Source organism: Micromonospora sp. NPDC049047, from assembly GCF_040649135.1.
In the GTDB taxonomy this organism is placed as follows: Bacteria; Actinomycetota; Actinomycetes; order Mycobacteriales; family Micromonosporaceae; genus Micromonospora.
Map to the genome: position 1 here is coordinate 89,969 of NZ_JBEZEY010000027.1, position 15,104 is coordinate 105,072.

A 15,104-nucleotide genomic window follows, 5' to 3' on the forward strand; every position below is an offset into this window, starting at 1 on the left:
GATCAGTCCACTGAGGCTGTCGAGAAACCGACCATCGACGCGGCGAAAATCAGAGCGCGATCTTCGATATCGTGGGCGGGATGGTGAGCTTCTCCCTGAGTTACCACACCGACGGTGAGAGCGTCGCCGCGCGTCTGTTCGTCGACACGCTGACTGCCCGCGTCGGCGACGACAACATCAGGCGCGGCGATCCGAGCGTGGTCGAGACCACCGCCGATCTTCGGCGTCGCCTGTCCGCCTCGGCGGCGCTGATCGTCGTGATCGGACCGCAGTTTCTCAGCGTGCTGCGGGATCCGTCGCAGGACCTCCAGAAGCTCATTCACCGCGAGATCGAGACGGCCTACGAGCTGACGGTCCAAATTATCGCGGTGCTGGTGGACGATGCTGAACTACCGGACGTTGCGGCGTTTTCCAGGGCGCTGGGGGCGCTCCAATCGCGTCGGACACACCGGGAGCGGCTCAGCCTGCTCCTCGGCCAACGCTGGATCAACAGTCGGGTCGACAGCTTCGCGGAGAATTTCGGCACGCGGCTCAGAGCGTCCAGGCCGGTGATCCCTTTGGTCCTCAGCGAGGAGCCGGTGCACGTTGACATGCCGCCCCGCGCGCACCCGGAGGCGACTGTCGTCTACCTGACCCGCCAGGGTGACCTGGAGGTCCCCGAGAATGACCTACTGACAGGGTCGGGGATCCACACCAGGTACTCCACCCGATACGAGGTGGACACCAGCGGGCACGACGTCTCACTCGACGTCCGGCTGGCCACGATAAATGCGGACTACTTCGATGCGTGGTTCACAGTCGACTTCCGGGTGACTGACGTGGCGGAGGTCGTCCGCCATCCGGACCCGGATGCCGTCGCTCAGCTGCGTGGCTTCCTGCTGGACACCTGCCGGCCGATCAGTCGACAGTTCACCGTTGACCAGGGCGATGCTGCGGCGGCGGCCATCGGCACACGGCTCGCTCGAGACACACTCGCCACCGGCGGTATCACGCTCTCCCGCGTCTCCTGCTACCTGATCCACCCGTCAACACGCGAGTGGTATCGCGCGCCTTATCCGCTCCGCCGCGAGGACGAACCGTCAACACGCGTAGTGGACGTAGGCTCCGCGCCTAAGGGGAGCCGGCCCGTAACCCCGACCTGGCCCGGCACGACGGGAAGCGATAGGCCCAAGCGGGTAGAACCGCCGGCAAGGCGGGCGAGACCCCCCTCCTCGAAAACCGTTCCGAGGTCAGACCGGCAGCTGGTGGTCCGGGCGCCCGCTCGGGTCCCGGCCGGGCAGGACCTGAGCGTCGAGGTTCGGCTCGTCACCGAGGGTCGATCCGTCCATCCAGACGCCGTGGTGGCGCCGATGCCGAATTTCCTCGTCGCCGACGCCGGCACACCTGTCACCGTGACCGTCCACGCGCCCGCCGGCCTGCACGCCGAGGGTCCGCTCCAGCAGACCGTCCTGGTCAAGCCCGGCATCGATCCGGATCCGATCCGGTTCGGCTTCGGGGCTCGTACTCCTGGTCTGCATCGCGTCGACGTGACCACCTGGGCGGGCGGCACCTTCCTCACCGAGGTTTCGGTCGAGGTCTTGGTCGCGGACGGTGGGACGTTCCGCCCCGGCCAGCCGAAGACGGCGCCGATGGGTGCCCCGCGGGCACGGCCGGGCGAGGTCACCATGGAGGTCCGGGTCGACGGGGGCCGGTACACCTTCCAGCTGCGCTCCGACGCGGCGCTGTTCGCCCCGGTCGTCGCGTCGGCCACGACCACACCTGACGTCGCGGTGGAGAACGCCATCCGGGAGATGCAGCAGTTGGCCGGTGGTGGTTCCCGCTACAGCGCGACGATGATTCGCGAGGTCATCAGGTCGACGGGCATCCAGCTGTGGTCGGAGCTGGTGCCGGCCGACGTGCGCGACCAGTTCTGGCAGGTCGGCGCCGACATGAGCGCCTTCACGATCGCCACCGACCACGACGTGGTCCCGTGGGAGTTGCTCTACCCGCTCAGCGACCAGCGCGACGCCGGTTTCCTGGTCGAGCAGGTCCCCGTGGTCCGCCGCACCTACGGGCAGCACCGCACCGCGAAGGTCGGCCTGCGCAACCCGCACTTCGTGGTGCCGCCGAAGGCGCCGACCGGGGCGTACGAGGAGGTCGCCGCCATCCGGGCGATCCTCGGCGCGGCCGAGCACAAACCGATCACCAGTGCGGACGCGCTGCTTGCGTTGATCAGATCTGGTGGGCTGGGCGCGACACACTTCGCCTGCCACAACACCTTCTCGTCGGACGGCTCGTTCATCGAGATGGACGATGGCCGGTTCAAACCATTCCTGCTCGCCGACGCCTGCGCCCGGAAACTGCTGGCGGAGACCAGCCCGCTGGTGTTCATCAACGCGTGCCGAAGCGCGGGCGTGGCGCCGACGTACACCAGCATGCTCGGCTGGGCGCAGCAGTTCATGTCGTCCGGTGCTGGCGCTTTCGTCGGGACGCTCTGGGCGGTGCGCTCGGACAGTTCGGCGCGCTTCGCCACCGCGTTCTACCGGTCCCTCGCCGACGGCGCCACACTCGGCGCGGCGGCCCTCGCCGCCCGGGTCGAACAGCAGGACGACCCGCTCGACCCGACCTGGCTGGCCTACACCGTGTACGGCGACCCGTTCGCCAAGGCCGCCTGACCGGTCGGCTGCCCAACTCGTGCGCAAGGATGGTGTGGCATGGACGTGACCGACTACAGCGTGCCCGTCGAGGAGCTGGTGTCGGCGGTGAAGTCCGCGGTGGAGCAGGCCGGCATCTCCACCGCCGACGAGGGCCGCGACCTGCGGGTCGCCTCCGTTCAGCTGATCCTGAGCGCGGTCGTCACCACGAAGGCCGGCGGTGGCGTGGACTTCCGGGTCCCGGTGATCGGCTGGAAGGTCAAGGTGGGCGGCAACCGCTCCCACCAGCAGACCCACACGATCGACATCACGCTCGTCGCCGAGGATCTCTCGGATCGGCACGAGCTGCGGCACAGCGGGGTCGCGGCGGCCCTGGTGGACGCGATCACCACGATCCGCGCGGTGGTCGCCGCCGGCAGCGGCGGTGACGACCCGCTGGTGTTGCGGACCGCCAGCGTCGAACTCGTCTTCGGCGTCACCGACCAGGGCACGATCTCGGTCGGCGCGGAGGGCGAGCTGACCGACGAGATCACGAACACGCTCCGGATCGAGCTGGTCGCGGTCACCGCCGGGTAGCTCAGGCCGGGATCAGGACGGCCTCGCGCAGGAGCCGGCGGGTCAGGGTGACCCGGTCGGCGTCGTCGGGCAGGCCGGGCAGGTCGCCGACCCGGGCGACCGCGCCGCTGAGCAGGGCACGGACCGCGGCCTCGCAGCTCACCGGCAGGGTGATGGTCCGGTCGAACAGCCGCAGCGCCACCGTGTCCGACCCGTGCGGCACCAACTGCCAGCGCAGGCCCGGCCGCAGGGTGACCCGGGTGTCGGCGTCCAGCGCGGCCAACGCGTCGGCCTGGGCGAGCGGTCGGATGGGTGCCGGGCGGGCCGCCGGCCAGGCCCGCTGACGCAGACGCGCGGCGACCGCGCCCGGGTCGGCGCGCAGCAGCCAGTCGCGCAGGGCCTCCACCGTCTCGGTCAGCTCCGGCTCGATGTCGTCGGGGTCGGCGACGTCGGTGCCGAACGGTAGGGTCGCCCGCAGCCGCTGGTCCTCGGCGGCCAGCGCGAGCAACTCCTCGACCAGGGCGTAGCGGGTGAGTGCCCGGATGCCCACGGTCAGGTGCAGCGAGCTGGCGTCCTGCGCCTGCGCGCTGTGCAGCCAGCCCCGGGGCAGGTAGAGGGCGTCGCCGGGGGCGAGCACCACGTCCAGCGCGGCGGGGCCCTGCGCTGTCGCCCCGACCTCGTCGGCCCGTCCACCCCACTGCTGCTTCTCCAGCGGGTCGGGCAGCACCGGTGGGTGGATCCGCCAGTGTTTGCGGCCGTCGACCTGCAGGACGAACACGTCGTGGGTGTCGTAGTGGGTGGCGAAGCCCTGACTGCCGGTCGGGGTGAGGTAGGCGTTGACCTGTAGCGGCTGGTTGAGCGCCAGCCCCAAATCACGGGCGAAGTCGACGAGCGGTGGCCAGATCCGGTGCAGACCCTGCAACACCAGGGTCGCGCCGGCGGCGTACTGCTCCAGGACCCGCTCGTCGAGCACCTGGTCGCCGATCTCGGCGCCGGCGCCGCCACCGCCGGTGAAGCGCGCCGCCGGCACCAACTGGCCGTCCTTGGCGACCCGCAGGAACGGGGTACGCAGACCCCGCCGGCTCAGCAGCTCATCGGCGTCGGCGGGGCTGAGCAGGTCGGTGAAGCCGGCCGGGTCGGGCAGCTCGGCGGCGCGCGACAGCAGCGGCGTGTGGCCCCAGTGCGCGGCGGCGAACTTGGCCGGTTCGACAGAGACGCAACGGGCCAGCGCGGCGGCGGCGGATGCGGACGGAACCGCCGGGCGGCCGTGGCCGCCCGGCGGGTCGAGGTGCGTCATGATGTGCCGCTACCGCGCGCTGCCGTCGGCGCCACCGTCCTGCTGACCCGGCGTCGCACCGCCGTCGGCCGGGCCTTCCGCGCCACCGTCCGCGCCACCGTCGTGCTGACCGGGGGTCGCGCCACCGTCGGCCGGGCCCTCCGCGCCACCGTCCGCGCCACCGTCGTGCTGACCGGGGGTCGCGCCACCGTCGGCCGGGCCCTCCGCGCCACCGTCCGCGCCACCGTCCTGGTGACCGGGGGTCGCGCCACCGTCGGCCGGGCCCTCCAGGCCGCCGCCGCCGCTGGTCTGCATGTCGTCGTCGTTGAGTGCCATCGGTACTCCCTCGGGTGTGCCGCCCCGCCGTACGCCGGGGTTCGTCGTGCTGCGGGTGGTACCCCACGCGCGATCTTCTCTAACCCTCACCGTAGACGTCGAAGCGGGGCGAGACGGGCGGTTCACCGGCGGCAGTGTCACGATGGGACGGTGATCCTGGTGGGTACGTCCGGCTGGCAGTACCGGGACTGGCGGGGCCGCTTCTATCCGCAGCGGTTGCCGCAGCGGCTCTGGCTGGAGCACTTCGCCGAGGGCTTCGCCACGGTGGAGGTCAACAACGCCTTCTACCGGCTGCCGGAGCGGGACACCTTCGCCGCCTGGCGGGCCCGGACGCCCGCGGACTTCTGCGTTGCGGTGAAGATGAGCCGCTATCTCACCCACATCAAACGGTTGCGTGACCCGGCCGAGCCGGTGGCCCGGTTCCTGGGTCGGGCCACCGCGCTCGGTGACCGGCTCGGCCCGGTGCTGCTGCAACTGCCGCCGAACCTGCGGGTGGACGTGGCGGCGCTCGACGCCACCCTGCGGCTGTTCCCGGCGGACGTGCGGGTCGCGGTGGAGCCCCGACACCCCTCCTGGTGGACCGACGCCACCCGGGCGGTGCTGGAACGGCGTCGGGCGGCCCTGGTCTGGGCGGACCGGCTCGGACGACCCGTCGCGCCGCTCTGGCGCACCACCGACTTCGGCTACCTGCGGCTGCACGAGGGCCGGGCCCGACCCTGGCCCCGCTACGGTCGCGCGGCGCTGCGGTCCTGGGCGCACCGGCTGGACGACACGTTCGGCGCGGACGAACCGGCGTACGTGTACTTCAACAACGACCCGGGCGGCGCGGCGATCGTGGACGCTGTCGCGTTCGCGGCGGAGGCCCGGCGGGTCGGGCAGCCGGTGTCCCGGGTGCCGACCGCCGCCGAGGCGGACCCCACCGGCGACTGAGCCCGCCCGACGGGGTCGTCGGGCGGGCTCCGGCGCGGATCAGGTCGTCACGGCATCATGGTGGCCAGGTCGGCCGGCATGGTGTCCTTCACGTCCTGCCATTCGCCCTGCGTGACGTGTCGGCGCAGAGTGTCGAGCACCACCTGCGTCACCCGTTCCGGGCCGCCCTCCGCGTCGTACGGGAAGCCCTGGCGGACCTCGTAGAGGAAGTCGTCCCGGTTGAGCTTGATCGGCACGTCCGACGGGACCCACCCGTCGAAGTAGATGCCCCGCACGAGCACCGGCAACTGCTGGGCGAACTCCACGCTCTCGTCCACCGGCAGCCGGTCGCGCAACAGGTGCAACACCGTGCGCAGCGCCGCGTACGACTGGTTGCGCCGATCCTTCGGCCAACCGTAGGCGTCCTCGATGTCCTTCAGGATCAGGTTCGTCTTGTCCAGCGAGGATTCGAACGCTGAGATCATCGCGTCAGCCATCGGTGGCCCCCCGTTCCGTGTTGTCCCACCGTCGGTCGTCGGTGCGACGTGGCGGCCCCACCGGGCCGCGTCGGGCCCGCACCGGGCTGCCCTGCGGGGCGCGCCGGGCGTCGTCGGGTGTGCCGACCACGTGCAGGACGGCTCCACGCCGCCGATCCGTCACCACTCGAACCGTCATCCCCCGTCACCTCCGTGTCGTCTCCGGCGGCGGCCACCGACCCGGTGGCCGCACCCACCGCGTCCACCCTGCCGGCGGCCCGGGTGACCCGACCTCACCCCGGTCGGGTGAGTGGTGACCGCGGCGACCTCTCAGTCCGCGCCGAGCAACCCGGCCAGGGTCGTCGCGTTTGTCTGCGCGTAGTCGCGGTAGCAGTTGTTCATCAACACGTGGGTCTGGCCGGCCTGGTCGGCCAACTCGCGCAGCTTCGGCGCCCAGTCGGCCAGCTCCCGCTTGGAGTAGTGGTAGCCGAACTTCTCGTGGATGTCCTTGCTTGTCCACTTGTCGCTGTGGCCGTGGAAACGCACGACCGCGAGGTCCGCTGTGGCGGCCAGCACCGGGGGCAGCGACGAGCGGTGACCCTGCGGCATGTCCACGCACACGTACGGCAGGTTGTGCTCGCGCAGGAAGGTGAGGGTCTCGTCGGCGTTGTCGCCGTCGAACCAGGAGGCGTGCCGGAACTCGTAGACCGGGCGCAGCGGCGCGCAGCGCTTGGCCACCTCCAGCAGGTACTCCTTGTTGGCCCGCTTGATGGTGAACCAGGGCGGGAACTGGAACAGCAGCGCGCCCAGCTTGCCCGCCTCGACGAGCGGGTCCAGCGCGGACAGGAACCGCGTCCAGACCTCCTCGTACGCCTGGGCGGGTAGATCGTCGGGGTAGACGTTCTTCTTGTCGGTCTCCGGTCGCAGGTCCTTGTAGAGCGCGCTGACCCGGGTGGGGTGTCCGGTCAGTAGGCTGAACGCCTTGATGTTGAAGGTGAAGCCCGCCGGGGTGCGCTCGGCCCACAGCCTCGCGGTCGCCTCGGCGGGTGGGGAGTAGTAGGTGGCGTCCACTTCGACGAGCGGAAACTTCCGGGCGTAGTAGGCCAGCCTTTTCTCCGGGGTGTCCGCGGTCTGCGGGTACCACCCCGAGTCGAGCAAGGTGCGGTCGGTCCAGGACGCGGTGCCCACCAGGATGTCACCCATGGGTGCAGTCCATCGCGTGCTGAACCGACCGGCAACCGCTGGCGTCGCTCAGGCCGCCCGCCGTTCACGGGTCTGCTTGCAGGACACACAGGTGGTGGCCGCCGGGAAGATCTCCAGCCGCTCCACCGGGATCGCCGCCGCGCACCCCTCGCACCAGCCGTAGGTGCCCTCCTCGAGCCGGCCGAGGGCGTGCTCATACTGGGCGCGGCGGTCGAGGATGGTGCGCAGCAGCGACTGCGCGGTGTCCCGCTCGGCGGTCTTGGTGCCACTGTCGGCCTGGTCGTCGCCGGCGGTGTCACCGACCTCCACCAGTCGCAGCACCTGACTCTGGAGCACGGCCTGGTCGTACTCGGCGGTCAGCTCGTCGTAGCGCGCCTGCAGGGACTGCCGGATCTGGTCGATCTCCGCCTGGGGACGGGTCGTACCGACCGTGTCGTGGACGAGCATCGCTGCCTGCCTTTCCTGGGCCTTGGCTCTCGGTGAACCGGCTGCCGGCGGCGTGGTGCCCCGGTCACTGTCGCGTCTGGTGCGCGGGCGATCACCCGCGCGCTGTGAGCCGGGCGAGTACCCACCCGACGAGCCGAGCAAACCGACGATCTCGACGGTTTTCAGGCGTCCTCGTCGGGCTGCACGAGCGCCGGGTGGCGGGGGTCGTCGGCGCGGACCACCACGTCGGCGAAGCTCGCCGGAACGACCTCCTCGGCGTACCTGTCGAAGGCCGGCAGCGCCCATTGCTGGGCAGCTTCGGTACGCCGGCGCAGCGCCGCCGGGGACAGCTGAAGGTGGACGGTGACGTCGAAGGGCAGGCCGCCGCCGAGCAGCAGCGGGCCGCTGACCAGGACGACGCCTCCGGGTGGCAGGTGGACGTAGCGGGCGCGGCTGGCGCGGTCGGCGTCGGCGTCCCAGAGCGACGGGAGCAGTCGCCCGGTACCACCCGGACCGGCCGGGTCGAGCACCTCGCGACGCAGTCCGGCCTCGTCGACCCAGTTCTCGTAGAAGGAGTCCGGGTTGGTGCGGCCCAACTCGAAGCGCAGCGACGCGGGGCGGAGGAAGTCGGTGGCCCGGACGTGCAGCACCGGATGACCCCGGGCGCGCAGTGGGTCGACGAGCGCGGCGGCCAGGTCGTCGACGCCCGCGGCGGGTGGGCCGTCCACCGCCACCCGCAGTCGCGCGGGCCCGGCGGCGTCGGTCGCGGCGCGTGTCGCGGCGGCGGCCAGCCGGCCGGTCAGCTCGTCGACGAGCAGGTCGGGCGAGATGGGGCGGATGCGCACCGGACCATCCTGCCCCGCGCCGGGCGGGGCGGTGCCGCCGGTCAGCCGGTGCGGTCGATCGTGACCCGGGCGTCGTCGGCCAACCGGTAGCCCACTCCGTAGACCGTGGTGACCAGGGGCACGTCGACGCCCACCTTGCCGCGCAGCCGACGCACGTGCACGTCGACGGTGCGTACGCCGGCGTGCTCGTAGCCCCAGACGGCGTTGAGTAGTTGCAGCCTGGTGAACACTCGGCGCGGGTGGGCGACAAGGTGCAGCAGCAGGTCGAACTCCAGCCGGGTCAGCGGCAGTGGCTCGTCGTCGCGCAGCACCGAGCGCGACGACGCGAGGATGTGCAGGGCCGGGATGGTCGGGCTGAGCGCGCGGGTCGACGCTCGGTTGGAGGACGTCTGCTCGGGGCGGCGCTCGGCCGGGACCGCGCCGACGATCACGCCCTCCCCCCGCTCGAGCATCTCGCGGGCGGCTTCGAGCAGCCGACGTGCCGCCGGGGTCAACGACTCCTCGCAGGCCAGCGGGATGGACAGCGTCACGGTGAGCACGGGCGCGGCGGTGTTGGCCGGGCGACGCTGGCCGCCGGGAGGTCGACCGGGCACCGGAGGTTGGGACGTATGCCATCCGGCGCGCGGCGAGGCAGGGCTGACCGACATGGTCCTCCTTGGGCTGATCCGGGTATCTCCCCACGGCCCGGGACGCCGCTTCATCGATGTTTCCCGGCGCTTGGGCGAGGGTCAAGAGGCGGCCGCGTTGCATGACTGTGACAATTGACTTACACATCGGAGCCACGTGCTCGCTCTGCGTGTGAGGTCAGATGATTACAGCAGAGCCCGCCAGATGCCCCGATACGGGGGTCCCCGTCCCGTTCGGTGCGGCCTCGCCGGATCGCCGGAGTGAGGGCTCAGCGATCGTGGTCCACGCTGATCCCCGCATCGTCGGCCAGCCGGTAGCCGACACCGTAGACGGTGGTGATCAGCTCCGCGCCGGGGAGCTTGGCGCGGAGCCGGCGGACGTGCACGTCAACGGTCCGGGCCACGGCGTGCTGGTAACCCCAGACGCTGGACAACAACTGCGGGCGGGTGAAGACCCGGCGCGGCCGCTCGGCCAGGAACAGCAGCAACTCGTACTCGATGCGGGTCAGCGGGACGACCTGGCCGCCACGGCGGACCAGCCGCGAGCCGGCCAGGATGTGGACGTGCTCCACGTCGGCGGGCAACTCGGCGATGGGCGGAACCGGTCGCGGCCCCGCCGCGACGTCCTCGACGGCACCCGGTTGGCCCTCCCCCGACTCGGCCAGCTCACCGAGCAGCTGGACCAGTCGGGCAAGCCGCGGGCTCAGCGGCCCGGGGACGAGGTCGACGGTGATGGTCAGGGTCGGTGCGGTGCGCGGCCGGGCGGGGCGCAGCCCGGGGTGACGGCGCGTGGGGATGGCGACGACGGACATGGTGCCTCCTGGGTGGCGGTACGCCCGCTACGGCGGGACGGTCAGCGACGCGCTCGCCCGGTGTCGACCGGGGGCGCGGGAGCGGTGGTGCGGTGCAGCGGCGTCGGGCCGAGGGCTGGCAGACCGGCGATCCGCCAGGCCGCGAACCCACCCGCCACGTCGGTGGCCCGGTGCAGTCCGAGGTCCTGCAGGGCGGCGGCGGCCAGCGACGAGGTGTAGCCCTCCTGGCAGAGGATCACCACCGGCACGTCGTAGTCGACCGCCTGCGGCAGGCGGGCCGGACAGCGCGGGTCGAAGCGCCACTCGAGCACGTTGCGCTCGACCACGAGCGAGCCCGGCACCATGCCGTGCGCGGCCCGCTGCGCGGCCGGTCGAATGTCGACGAGCAGCGCCCCGGCCCGGTACGCCAGGTGCGCCCGCTCCGGGTCCAGTCGGTCGAGGCGGGCACGCGCGGCGGCCAGGATCTCGTCGATGCCCCGAGCGCCCGGCGGCGGCACCGGGGCCGGGCAGTGCTCGGCGGTCAGCTGCATCATGGGTTCCTTCCGGTGACGGGTATGGATCGTGGCGGGCCGCTCACCAGGACCGGCCGGCCTCGGCGACCTCGGCGACCCGCAGTCGGCCGTCGACGAGGTGATAGCGGGTCATCCGCAGCAGGGCCGGCCGGTAGACGTGCACGCTCACCGCCGGCACCGGCCCCTGGTTGGTCACCTGGTGCACGTGGCGGGCGCCGAAGCGGCGCACCGCGCCGGTGGGCAGCAGCCGGGGGCGCAGCCGACCGGCGCTCACCGTCTGCTCGGTGAGCGCGCCGGCGACGACCCGGAACGCTCCGGCGGAGCCACCGTGGTCGTGCAGGTCGGTGCCCTGTCCGGGCAGCCAGCTCAGGGCCCACACCTCATGGTCGTCGCCGCCGTGCAGGCGTGCGTACCAACGCTCGGCCGGGTCGTAGCGCAACGCGACCGGCCAGCCGGCCGGGTCGGCCCACCGCGCGGCGATGGTACGCAGGTCGGGCTCCGGGCGGTGGTGCGTCATGGCGGTTCCTCGCGGGTCGTTCGGCGGGGTGCCCTCGTACTCTAGACGGTAAAGCCTATAGGTTTAGTAGGTAATACCGTCTGGTGGGACGCCGTCCCCGCCCTCGACGATCAGCGCAGCACCGGCGGGTCCACCCGGTAACCCGGCACCGAGGGCCACCGCACGGTGAGCACCACCGACGCGCGTTCGGAGAACCAGGAGTGGTCCACCCCCCGGCCCCACACCACGTAGTCGCCGGGCGCCGCCAGCCGGACCGTCCGGTCCGGCAACTCCACCCGGAAACACCCCTCGACGAGGACCAGCAGGGTGGTGCGCCGTTCTCCGGTGGCCCACCGCGACCGGGCCTGCCCGGGCGGATGCACACCCCACTTCACCTCGACCTCGCTGCTGTGCCGGATCTCGCCCGGCGGCACGAAGTGCCCCAGCAGCCAACCGGCGTCCGCGGCGCCGTCGACACCCGCGTTGCCCACGTACACCGTCTCCGCCATCGGACCCTCCCCCAGCACGCCGGCCGAGCAACCTATCAGGATCGTGGCGACTAACCTGAACCGGTGACCGACCACCTCGACGCCGAGACGCTGGCGTTCGCGCACCGGATGTTCGACCTGGCCCGGGCCGGTTCCACCGAGGAACTGGCCGCGCAGGTCGACGCCGGCCTGCCCGTCAACCTCACCAACGACAAGGGCGACACGCTGCTGATCCTGGCTGCCTACCACGCCCACCCAGACACCGTGGCCGCCCTGCTCAGTCGCGGCGCCGACCACTCCCGGGCCAACGACCGCGGTCAGACCGCGCTGGCCGCCGCTGTCTTCCGCAGCAACACCGAGGCGGTCCGCGCGCTGCTCGCCGCCGGCGCCGACCCGGCCCACGGTAACCCGTCGGCCCTGGACACCGCGGCGTTCTTCGACCTGCCGGAGATGACGCGGCTGCTGCGCACCGGCTGACACCGACGGCGACCGGCCGGTATACAGGGTCGGTGGAAGATCCCCTGCCCGAGCAGATGCGCACCGCCGCCACCGCGCTGCTGGCCGCGCTCAACCCCACGGCCCGCGACAGCGCCGTACACCCGTTCGACGACGAGTCGAACCGACGGTGGCTGGAATACCGCCCCCGCCCCCGCCCCGGCGTCTGCCTCGCCGCGCTCGACATCGCCGGCCGCAAGGCCGCACACCGGCTGCTGGCCACCGCGCTCAGCCCCTCGGCGTACGCGCAGGCGATGGCGATCATCGCGCTGGAGGAGGTGCTTGACCGGGCCGAGGACTGGCAGCGAGGGCGGCACAGCGGTGACTACTGGGTGGCCGTCTTCGGCGATCCGGCGCGTGACGACCGCTGGGCGTGGCGGCTGGAAGGACACCATCTGTCGGTGAACATGACGGTGGTGGACGACCAGGTCTCCCCCGCGCCGATCTTCTTCGGCGCCAACCCGGCGGCGGTCCGGTACGCCGGCCGCCCGGTCTCCCGCCCGCTGGGCGTCGAGGAGGACCTGGCCCGGGCCCTGCTCGACGCGCTGGGGCCGGCCGAGCGGGATGCCGCGATCATCGCCGACGAGGCCCCGGCGGACATCATCAGCGCCACCCGTGGGCGGGTCGACGGGCCGCTGGAACCGCTCGGCGTGTCGGCGGCCCGGCTGGGGCCGACCGGCCGCGCCCTGCTCGACCAGGTGGTCGCGGTCTACCTGGACCGGTTGCCGCCCGAGTTGGCGATCCGCGAGGCGGCCCGGCTGGACGCCGGCCAACTGCACTTCGCCTGGGCCGGCCCCACCCACCCCGGGCAGCGGCACTACTACCGCGTCCAGGGCGACGACCTGCTCATCGAGTACGACAACACCACAGCGGACGGCAACCACGCGCACACAGTGCTGCGCCGCCCCGCCAGCGACTTCGGCGCCGACATCCTGGCCACCCACCACCGGGCCCACCGGCACTGAGGCGCGGCGGGCCACACTCGTCAACGAGGGCGGGTGGCCTCGATGAGGAAACGCTGGGCGTGGGCCACGAACGGGCCCTCGCTGACGATCCGGTGGTGCAGGGCGCGCAGTTGTTCGCGGTAGCGGTCGACGGTGAACCCGGGCACCGTCCAGATCACCTTGCGGAGAAACCACACCACCGCCCCGACGTCGGCGAAGGTCGCGCGCAGGGTGGCCCGCCGCAGCTCGACCACCCGCAGGCCGGCGGCCTCGGCGGCGGCCACCGCGTGCTCGGGGTGCCGCTCGGCCGGCGGGGGCAGCGGACCGAGGATCGCCTCACTCAACTCCCGCATGGTGCCCGCCCCGATCTGCTGCGACAGGAACGTGCCGCCCGGCCGCAGCACCCGCGCCGTCTGCGCCCAGTCGGTACGCACCGGATGCCGGCTGACCACCAGATCGAAGGAGGCGTCGCGGAACGGCAACGGCCCGTCCTGGGCGACCGCCACCACCGTCGCGCCCACCCGCCGCAGGGTCCGCCGGGCGACCTCGACGTTCGGCGGCCACCCCTCGGTGGCCGCCAGCAGCCTCGGTGGCCGCGGCACCTCGGCGAGCACCTCCCCACCACCGGTGTCCACGTCCAGCGCCGCGTCGACGCGGGCCATCCGGTCGGCGACCAGCCGCGCGTACCCCCAGGGTGGGCGCTCCTCGGTGGCCCGGCCGGCGAGCCAGCCGAAGCCCCAACCGTCGACCGGCGCGGCGGCTCCCTGCGCGATCAACTCCTCGACGTCATCCGTGGCATGCACGGCGACCAGCCTTGTCGGCCGATCGCCCGGCCGGCAACCCATTTGCCCGCCGGCCGGGCGAGATGGGCCCTGCCGAAGCAGGTTGGGGTGGACCGGTGACCGGGTGGTACGGCTGCGGTCCCGCTCGCAGATCTCAGCCGAGCCCCAGCTGATGCTCTTCGAGGGCGGCCTGGAGGGTGGCGAGCGCCTTCGGCCCCATGCCATGCAGTCTGGCCAGGTCCGATCGGGCGACGCCGGCGAGTTGGCGCAGGGTGGTGTAGCCGGCACCGTGCAGGGCCCGCGTCGCGGGCGCACCGATCTTCGGGAGGGTATCCAGATCAGACGTCATCCGCGGATGATAGGCGGCTCGGCCGTCCCGGCGCCGGCCTGGCGGCCGGATCGCGGACGGCCCGGTGGTGCGCTCGGCGCGCGGGGACGGCCCGGTGGTGCGCTCGGCGCGCGCGGACGGCCCGGTGGCGCGCTCGGCGCGCGCGGACGGCCCGGTGGCGCGCTCGGCGCGCTCGGGTCAGGGCCGGGGGCGGGACATCTCGACAGTGGAGCCGGCCAGCGTTTCCAGGCCGCCGGCCTCGGCGCGGCCGGTGTCGAACTGGCGCATCAGCCGGGCGCCCAGGTGCACGCCGACCCCGCCGACAGCCAACGCGACAAGCTCGGTGATCAGGATCGCGGCTGACGCTCCACGTTGCGGGGAGTGCGACCGGACCAGGCAGGTGAGCAGGAACATGGCGGCCATCACGGTGTTCACCAGATTGAAGGCGACAGCGGTGCGGCGGGTGCGGTCACCCGGCACGTCCCACAGGTCGACCATGCCGGCCACCGCGGTCAGCCCGGCAGCGACGAGTGCGGCGACAGCCGTCCAGTAGCCGACCTCACCGAGGAACGCCGGGCCACCGATGACGTCGGTCAGGTCGAAGACGGCGGCGCTCACGAAGAGCCCGAGCGGGAACGTCACGAGCATCGGTTGGATCGGGTGGCCCTGCACCCGCAGTCGGCTCTGCATCGGTCCTCCCCCGGGTCGGCGCACCTCACCTGCCCCAAGGGTGCTACCCGGGCGCGGTCGACGCGAAACGATGCCGCCCGACTCGCCGCTGGCAGGGAGAACGGGCACCCCGTGGCCATCGCGTCGGGGCGGAACGGTTGATCGACTCGCGTTCAAGGAAACCGGGTCATCGGCGAGCCTTGGGCTCAAGTGGTTGTTGCAACGGGGTGGATTCTCGTCAGGATGAGGGGTCATGCCGGGGCAGAGGTTGTCGTCCGTTGAGCGGGCGCAGA

22 protein-coding genes are annotated in these 15,104 nt (G+C 72.4%); 5 read left to right on the plus strand and 17 right to left on the minus strand.

The features are described 5' to 3' along the window. Positions 1-2 precede the first annotated feature (2 nt). Complete coding sequence (locus AB0B86_RS29730; protein WP_357420235.1) at positions 3-323, minus strand: hypothetical protein; 321 nt, start codon at positions 321-323, stop codon at positions 3-5. 417 nt (positions 324-740) lie between these two features. Then, the gene (locus AB0B86_RS29735) at positions 741-1,022 is read right to left on the minus strand and encodes a hypothetical protein (RefSeq protein ID WP_357420236.1); all 282 of its coding nucleotides are present in this window, start codon (positions 1,020-1,022) and stop codon (positions 741-743) included. Between the two features lie 327 nt (positions 1,023-1,349). Here AB0B86_RS29735 and AB0B86_RS29740 point away from each other — a divergent pair, with 327 nt between their 5' ends. Continuing rightward, positions 1,350-2,654, plus strand: coding sequence for a CHAT domain-containing protein (locus AB0B86_RS29740; protein WP_357420237.1), 1,305 nt, complete (start codon positions 1,350-1,352; stop codon positions 2,652-2,654). A gap of 39 nt (positions 2,655-2,693) precedes the next feature. Continuing rightward, positions 2,694-3,209 (plus strand): trypco2 family protein, encoded by a 516-nt coding sequence (locus AB0B86_RS29745; RefSeq protein WP_357420238.1) that lies wholly within the window; start codon positions 2,694-2,696, stop codon positions 3,207-3,209. A gap of 1 nt (position 3,210) precedes the next feature. Here AB0B86_RS29745 and AB0B86_RS29750 read toward each other — a convergent pair whose 3' ends face one another. Both AB0B86_RS29750 and AB0B86_RS29755 read right to left on the minus strand, forming a co-directional pair. Beyond that, on the minus strand, positions 3,211-4,485 hold the full coding sequence (locus AB0B86_RS29750; RefSeq protein ID WP_357406252.1) for a cupin domain-containing protein: 1,275 nt from the start codon (positions 4,483-4,485) through the stop codon (positions 3,211-3,213). 9 nt (positions 4,486-4,494) lie between these two features. Next, positions 4,495-4,800 (minus strand): hypothetical protein, encoded by a 306-nt coding sequence (locus tag AB0B86_RS29755; protein ID WP_357406250.1) that lies wholly within the window; start codon positions 4,798-4,800, stop codon positions 4,495-4,497. A gap of 150 nt (positions 4,801-4,950) precedes the next feature. Here AB0B86_RS29755 and AB0B86_RS29760 point away from each other — a divergent pair, with 150 nt between their 5' ends. Beyond that, the gene (locus tag AB0B86_RS29760) at positions 4,951-5,730 is read left to right on the plus strand and encodes a DUF72 domain-containing protein (RefSeq protein ID WP_357406248.1); all 780 of its coding nucleotides are present in this window, start codon (positions 4,951-4,953) and stop codon (positions 5,728-5,730) included. Between the two features lie 47 nt (positions 5,731-5,777). Here AB0B86_RS29760 and AB0B86_RS29765 read toward each other — a convergent pair whose 3' ends face one another. From AB0B86_RS29765 to AB0B86_RS29810, 10 genes are all read right to left on the minus strand, one after another. After that, positions 5,778-6,206: a DUF2267 domain-containing protein gene (locus AB0B86_RS29765; RefSeq protein ID WP_357406246.1), complete on the minus strand. Its 429-nt coding sequence runs from the start codon at positions 6,204-6,206 to the stop codon at positions 5,778-5,780. Beyond that, on the minus strand, positions 6,199-6,384 hold the full coding sequence (locus AB0B86_RS29770; RefSeq protein WP_357406244.1) for a hypothetical protein: 186 nt from the start codon (positions 6,382-6,384) through the stop codon (positions 6,199-6,201). Before AB0B86_RS29770 ends, AB0B86_RS29765 begins: the two co-directional genes overlap by 8 nt. Before the next feature lie 131 nt (positions 6,385-6,515). Further along, the gene (locus AB0B86_RS29775; RefSeq protein WP_357406242.1) at positions 6,516-7,388 is read right to left on the minus strand and encodes a DUF72 domain-containing protein; all 873 of its coding nucleotides are present in this window, start codon (positions 7,386-7,388) and stop codon (positions 6,516-6,518) included. A 48-nt stretch (positions 7,389-7,436) separates the two neighbouring features. Continuing rightward, positions 7,437-7,835, minus strand: a complete 399-nt coding sequence (locus tag AB0B86_RS29780; protein ID WP_357420239.1) for a TraR/DksA C4-type zinc finger protein — start codon at positions 7,833-7,835, stop codon at positions 7,437-7,439. Between the two features lie 161 nt (positions 7,836-7,996). Then, positions 7,997-8,659 (minus strand): uridine kinase, encoded by a 663-nt coding sequence (locus AB0B86_RS29785; protein WP_357406238.1) that lies wholly within the window; start codon positions 8,657-8,659, stop codon positions 7,997-7,999. A gap of 41 nt (positions 8,660-8,700) precedes the next feature. Further along, positions 8,701-9,306, minus strand: coding sequence for a winged helix-turn-helix domain-containing protein (locus AB0B86_RS29790; protein ID WP_357406236.1), 606 nt, complete (start codon positions 9,304-9,306; stop codon positions 8,701-8,703). A gap of 248 nt (positions 9,307-9,554) precedes the next feature. Beyond that, positions 9,555-10,097 (minus strand): winged helix-turn-helix domain-containing protein, encoded by a 543-nt coding sequence (locus AB0B86_RS29795; RefSeq protein ID WP_357406234.1) that lies wholly within the window; start codon positions 10,095-10,097, stop codon positions 9,555-9,557. Between the two features lie 41 nt (positions 10,098-10,138). Then, on the minus strand, positions 10,139-10,627 hold the full coding sequence (locus AB0B86_RS29800; RefSeq protein WP_357420240.1) for a rhodanese-like domain-containing protein: 489 nt from the start codon (positions 10,625-10,627) through the stop codon (positions 10,139-10,141). Between the two features lie 43 nt (positions 10,628-10,670). Further along, positions 10,671-11,126 (minus strand): cysteine dioxygenase family protein, encoded by a 456-nt coding sequence (locus tag AB0B86_RS29805; protein ID WP_357406230.1) that lies wholly within the window; start codon positions 11,124-11,126, stop codon positions 10,671-10,673. Between the two features lie 110 nt (positions 11,127-11,236). Then, positions 11,237-11,614 (minus strand): signal peptidase I, encoded by a 378-nt coding sequence (locus tag AB0B86_RS29810; RefSeq protein ID WP_357406228.1) that lies wholly within the window; start codon positions 11,612-11,614, stop codon positions 11,237-11,239. A gap of 63 nt (positions 11,615-11,677) precedes the next feature. On the opposite strand from AB0B86_RS29810, the gene AB0B86_RS29815 reads away from it, so the two are divergent. Both AB0B86_RS29815 and AB0B86_RS29820 read left to right on the plus strand, forming a co-directional pair. Continuing rightward, positions 11,678-12,070: an ankyrin repeat domain-containing protein gene (locus AB0B86_RS29815; protein ID WP_357406226.1), complete on the plus strand. Its 393-nt coding sequence runs from the start codon at positions 11,678-11,680 to the stop codon at positions 12,068-12,070. A 32-nt stretch (positions 12,071-12,102) separates the two neighbouring features. Then, the gene (locus tag AB0B86_RS29820; RefSeq protein WP_357406224.1) at positions 12,103-13,053 is read left to right on the plus strand and encodes a DUF3500 domain-containing protein; all 951 of its coding nucleotides are present in this window, start codon (positions 12,103-12,105) and stop codon (positions 13,051-13,053) included. Positions 13,054-13,073: 20 nt separating this feature from the next. On the opposite strand, the gene AB0B86_RS29825 is transcribed toward AB0B86_RS29820, so the two are convergent. The 3 genes from AB0B86_RS29825 to AB0B86_RS29835 form a co-directional block, all read right to left on the minus strand. Then, positions 13,074-13,835 (minus strand): class I SAM-dependent methyltransferase, encoded by a 762-nt coding sequence (locus AB0B86_RS29825; protein WP_357406222.1) that lies wholly within the window; start codon positions 13,833-13,835, stop codon positions 13,074-13,076. 133 nt (positions 13,836-13,968) lie between these two features. After that, positions 13,969-14,163 (minus strand): helix-hairpin-helix domain-containing protein, encoded by a 195-nt coding sequence (locus AB0B86_RS29830; protein ID WP_357406220.1) that lies wholly within the window; start codon positions 14,161-14,163, stop codon positions 13,969-13,971. A 177-nt stretch (positions 14,164-14,340) separates the two neighbouring features. Beyond that, complete coding sequence (locus tag AB0B86_RS29835; protein WP_357406218.1) at positions 14,341-14,832, minus strand: DUF2231 domain-containing protein; 492 nt, start codon at positions 14,830-14,832, stop codon at positions 14,341-14,343. Positions 14,833-15,104: the final 272 nt, after the last annotated feature.

Excerpts from the sequence above, each read along its gene's own strand:
- AB0B86_RS29740 (WP_357420237.1), top strand. The coding sequence starts at position 1,350 with ATGCCGAATTTCCTCGTCGCCGACGCCGGCACACCTGTCACCGTGACC.
- AB0B86_RS29745 (WP_357420238.1), top strand. The coding sequence starts at position 2,694 with ATGGACGTGACCGACTACAGCGTGCCCGTCGAGGAGCTGGTGTCGGCG.
- AB0B86_RS29750 (WP_357406252.1), bottom strand. The coding sequence starts at position 4,485 with ATGACGCACCTCGACCCGCCGGGCGGCCACGGCCGCCCGGCGGTTCCG.
- AB0B86_RS29755 (WP_357406250.1), bottom strand. The coding sequence starts at position 4,800 with ATGGCACTCAACGACGACGACATGCAGACCAGCGGCGGCGGCGGCCTG.
- AB0B86_RS29765 (WP_357406246.1), bottom strand. The coding sequence starts at position 6,206 with ATGGCTGACGCGATGATCTCAGCGTTCGAATCCTCGCTGGACAAGACG.
- AB0B86_RS29770 (WP_357406244.1), bottom strand. The coding sequence starts at position 6,384 with ATGACGGTTCGAGTGGTGACGGATCGGCGGCGTGGAGCCGTCCTGCAC.
- AB0B86_RS29775 (WP_357406242.1), bottom strand. The coding sequence starts at position 7,388 with ATGGGTGACATCCTGGTGGGCACCGCGTCCTGGACCGACCGCACCTTG.
- AB0B86_RS29780 (WP_357420239.1), bottom strand. The coding sequence starts at position 7,835 with ATGCTCGTCCACGACACGGTCGGTACGACCCGTCCCCAGGCGGAGATC.
- AB0B86_RS29790 (WP_357406236.1), bottom strand. The coding sequence starts at position 9,306 with ATGTCGGTCAGCCCTGCCTCGCCGCGCGCCGGATGGCATACGTCCCAA.
- AB0B86_RS29795 (WP_357406234.1), bottom strand. The coding sequence starts at position 10,097 with ATGTCCGTCGTCGCCATCCCCACGCGCCGTCACCCCGGGCTGCGCCCC.
- AB0B86_RS29800 (WP_357420240.1), bottom strand. The coding sequence starts at position 10,627 with ATGCAGCTGACCGCCGAGCACTGCCCGGCCCCGGTGCCGCCGCCGGGC.
- AB0B86_RS29805 (WP_357406230.1), bottom strand. The coding sequence starts at position 11,126 with ATGACGCACCACCGCCCGGAGCCCGACCTGCGTACCATCGCCGCGCGG.
- AB0B86_RS29810 (WP_357406228.1), bottom strand. The coding sequence starts at position 11,614 with ATGGCGGAGACGGTGTACGTGGGCAACGCGGGTGTCGACGGCGCCGCG.
- AB0B86_RS29830 (WP_357406220.1), bottom strand. The coding sequence starts at position 14,163 with ATGACGTCTGATCTGGATACCCTCCCGAAGATCGGTGCGCCCGCGACG.
- AB0B86_RS29835 (WP_357406218.1), bottom strand. The coding sequence starts at position 14,832 with ATGCAGAGCCGACTGCGGGTGCAGGGCCACCCGATCCAACCGATGCTC.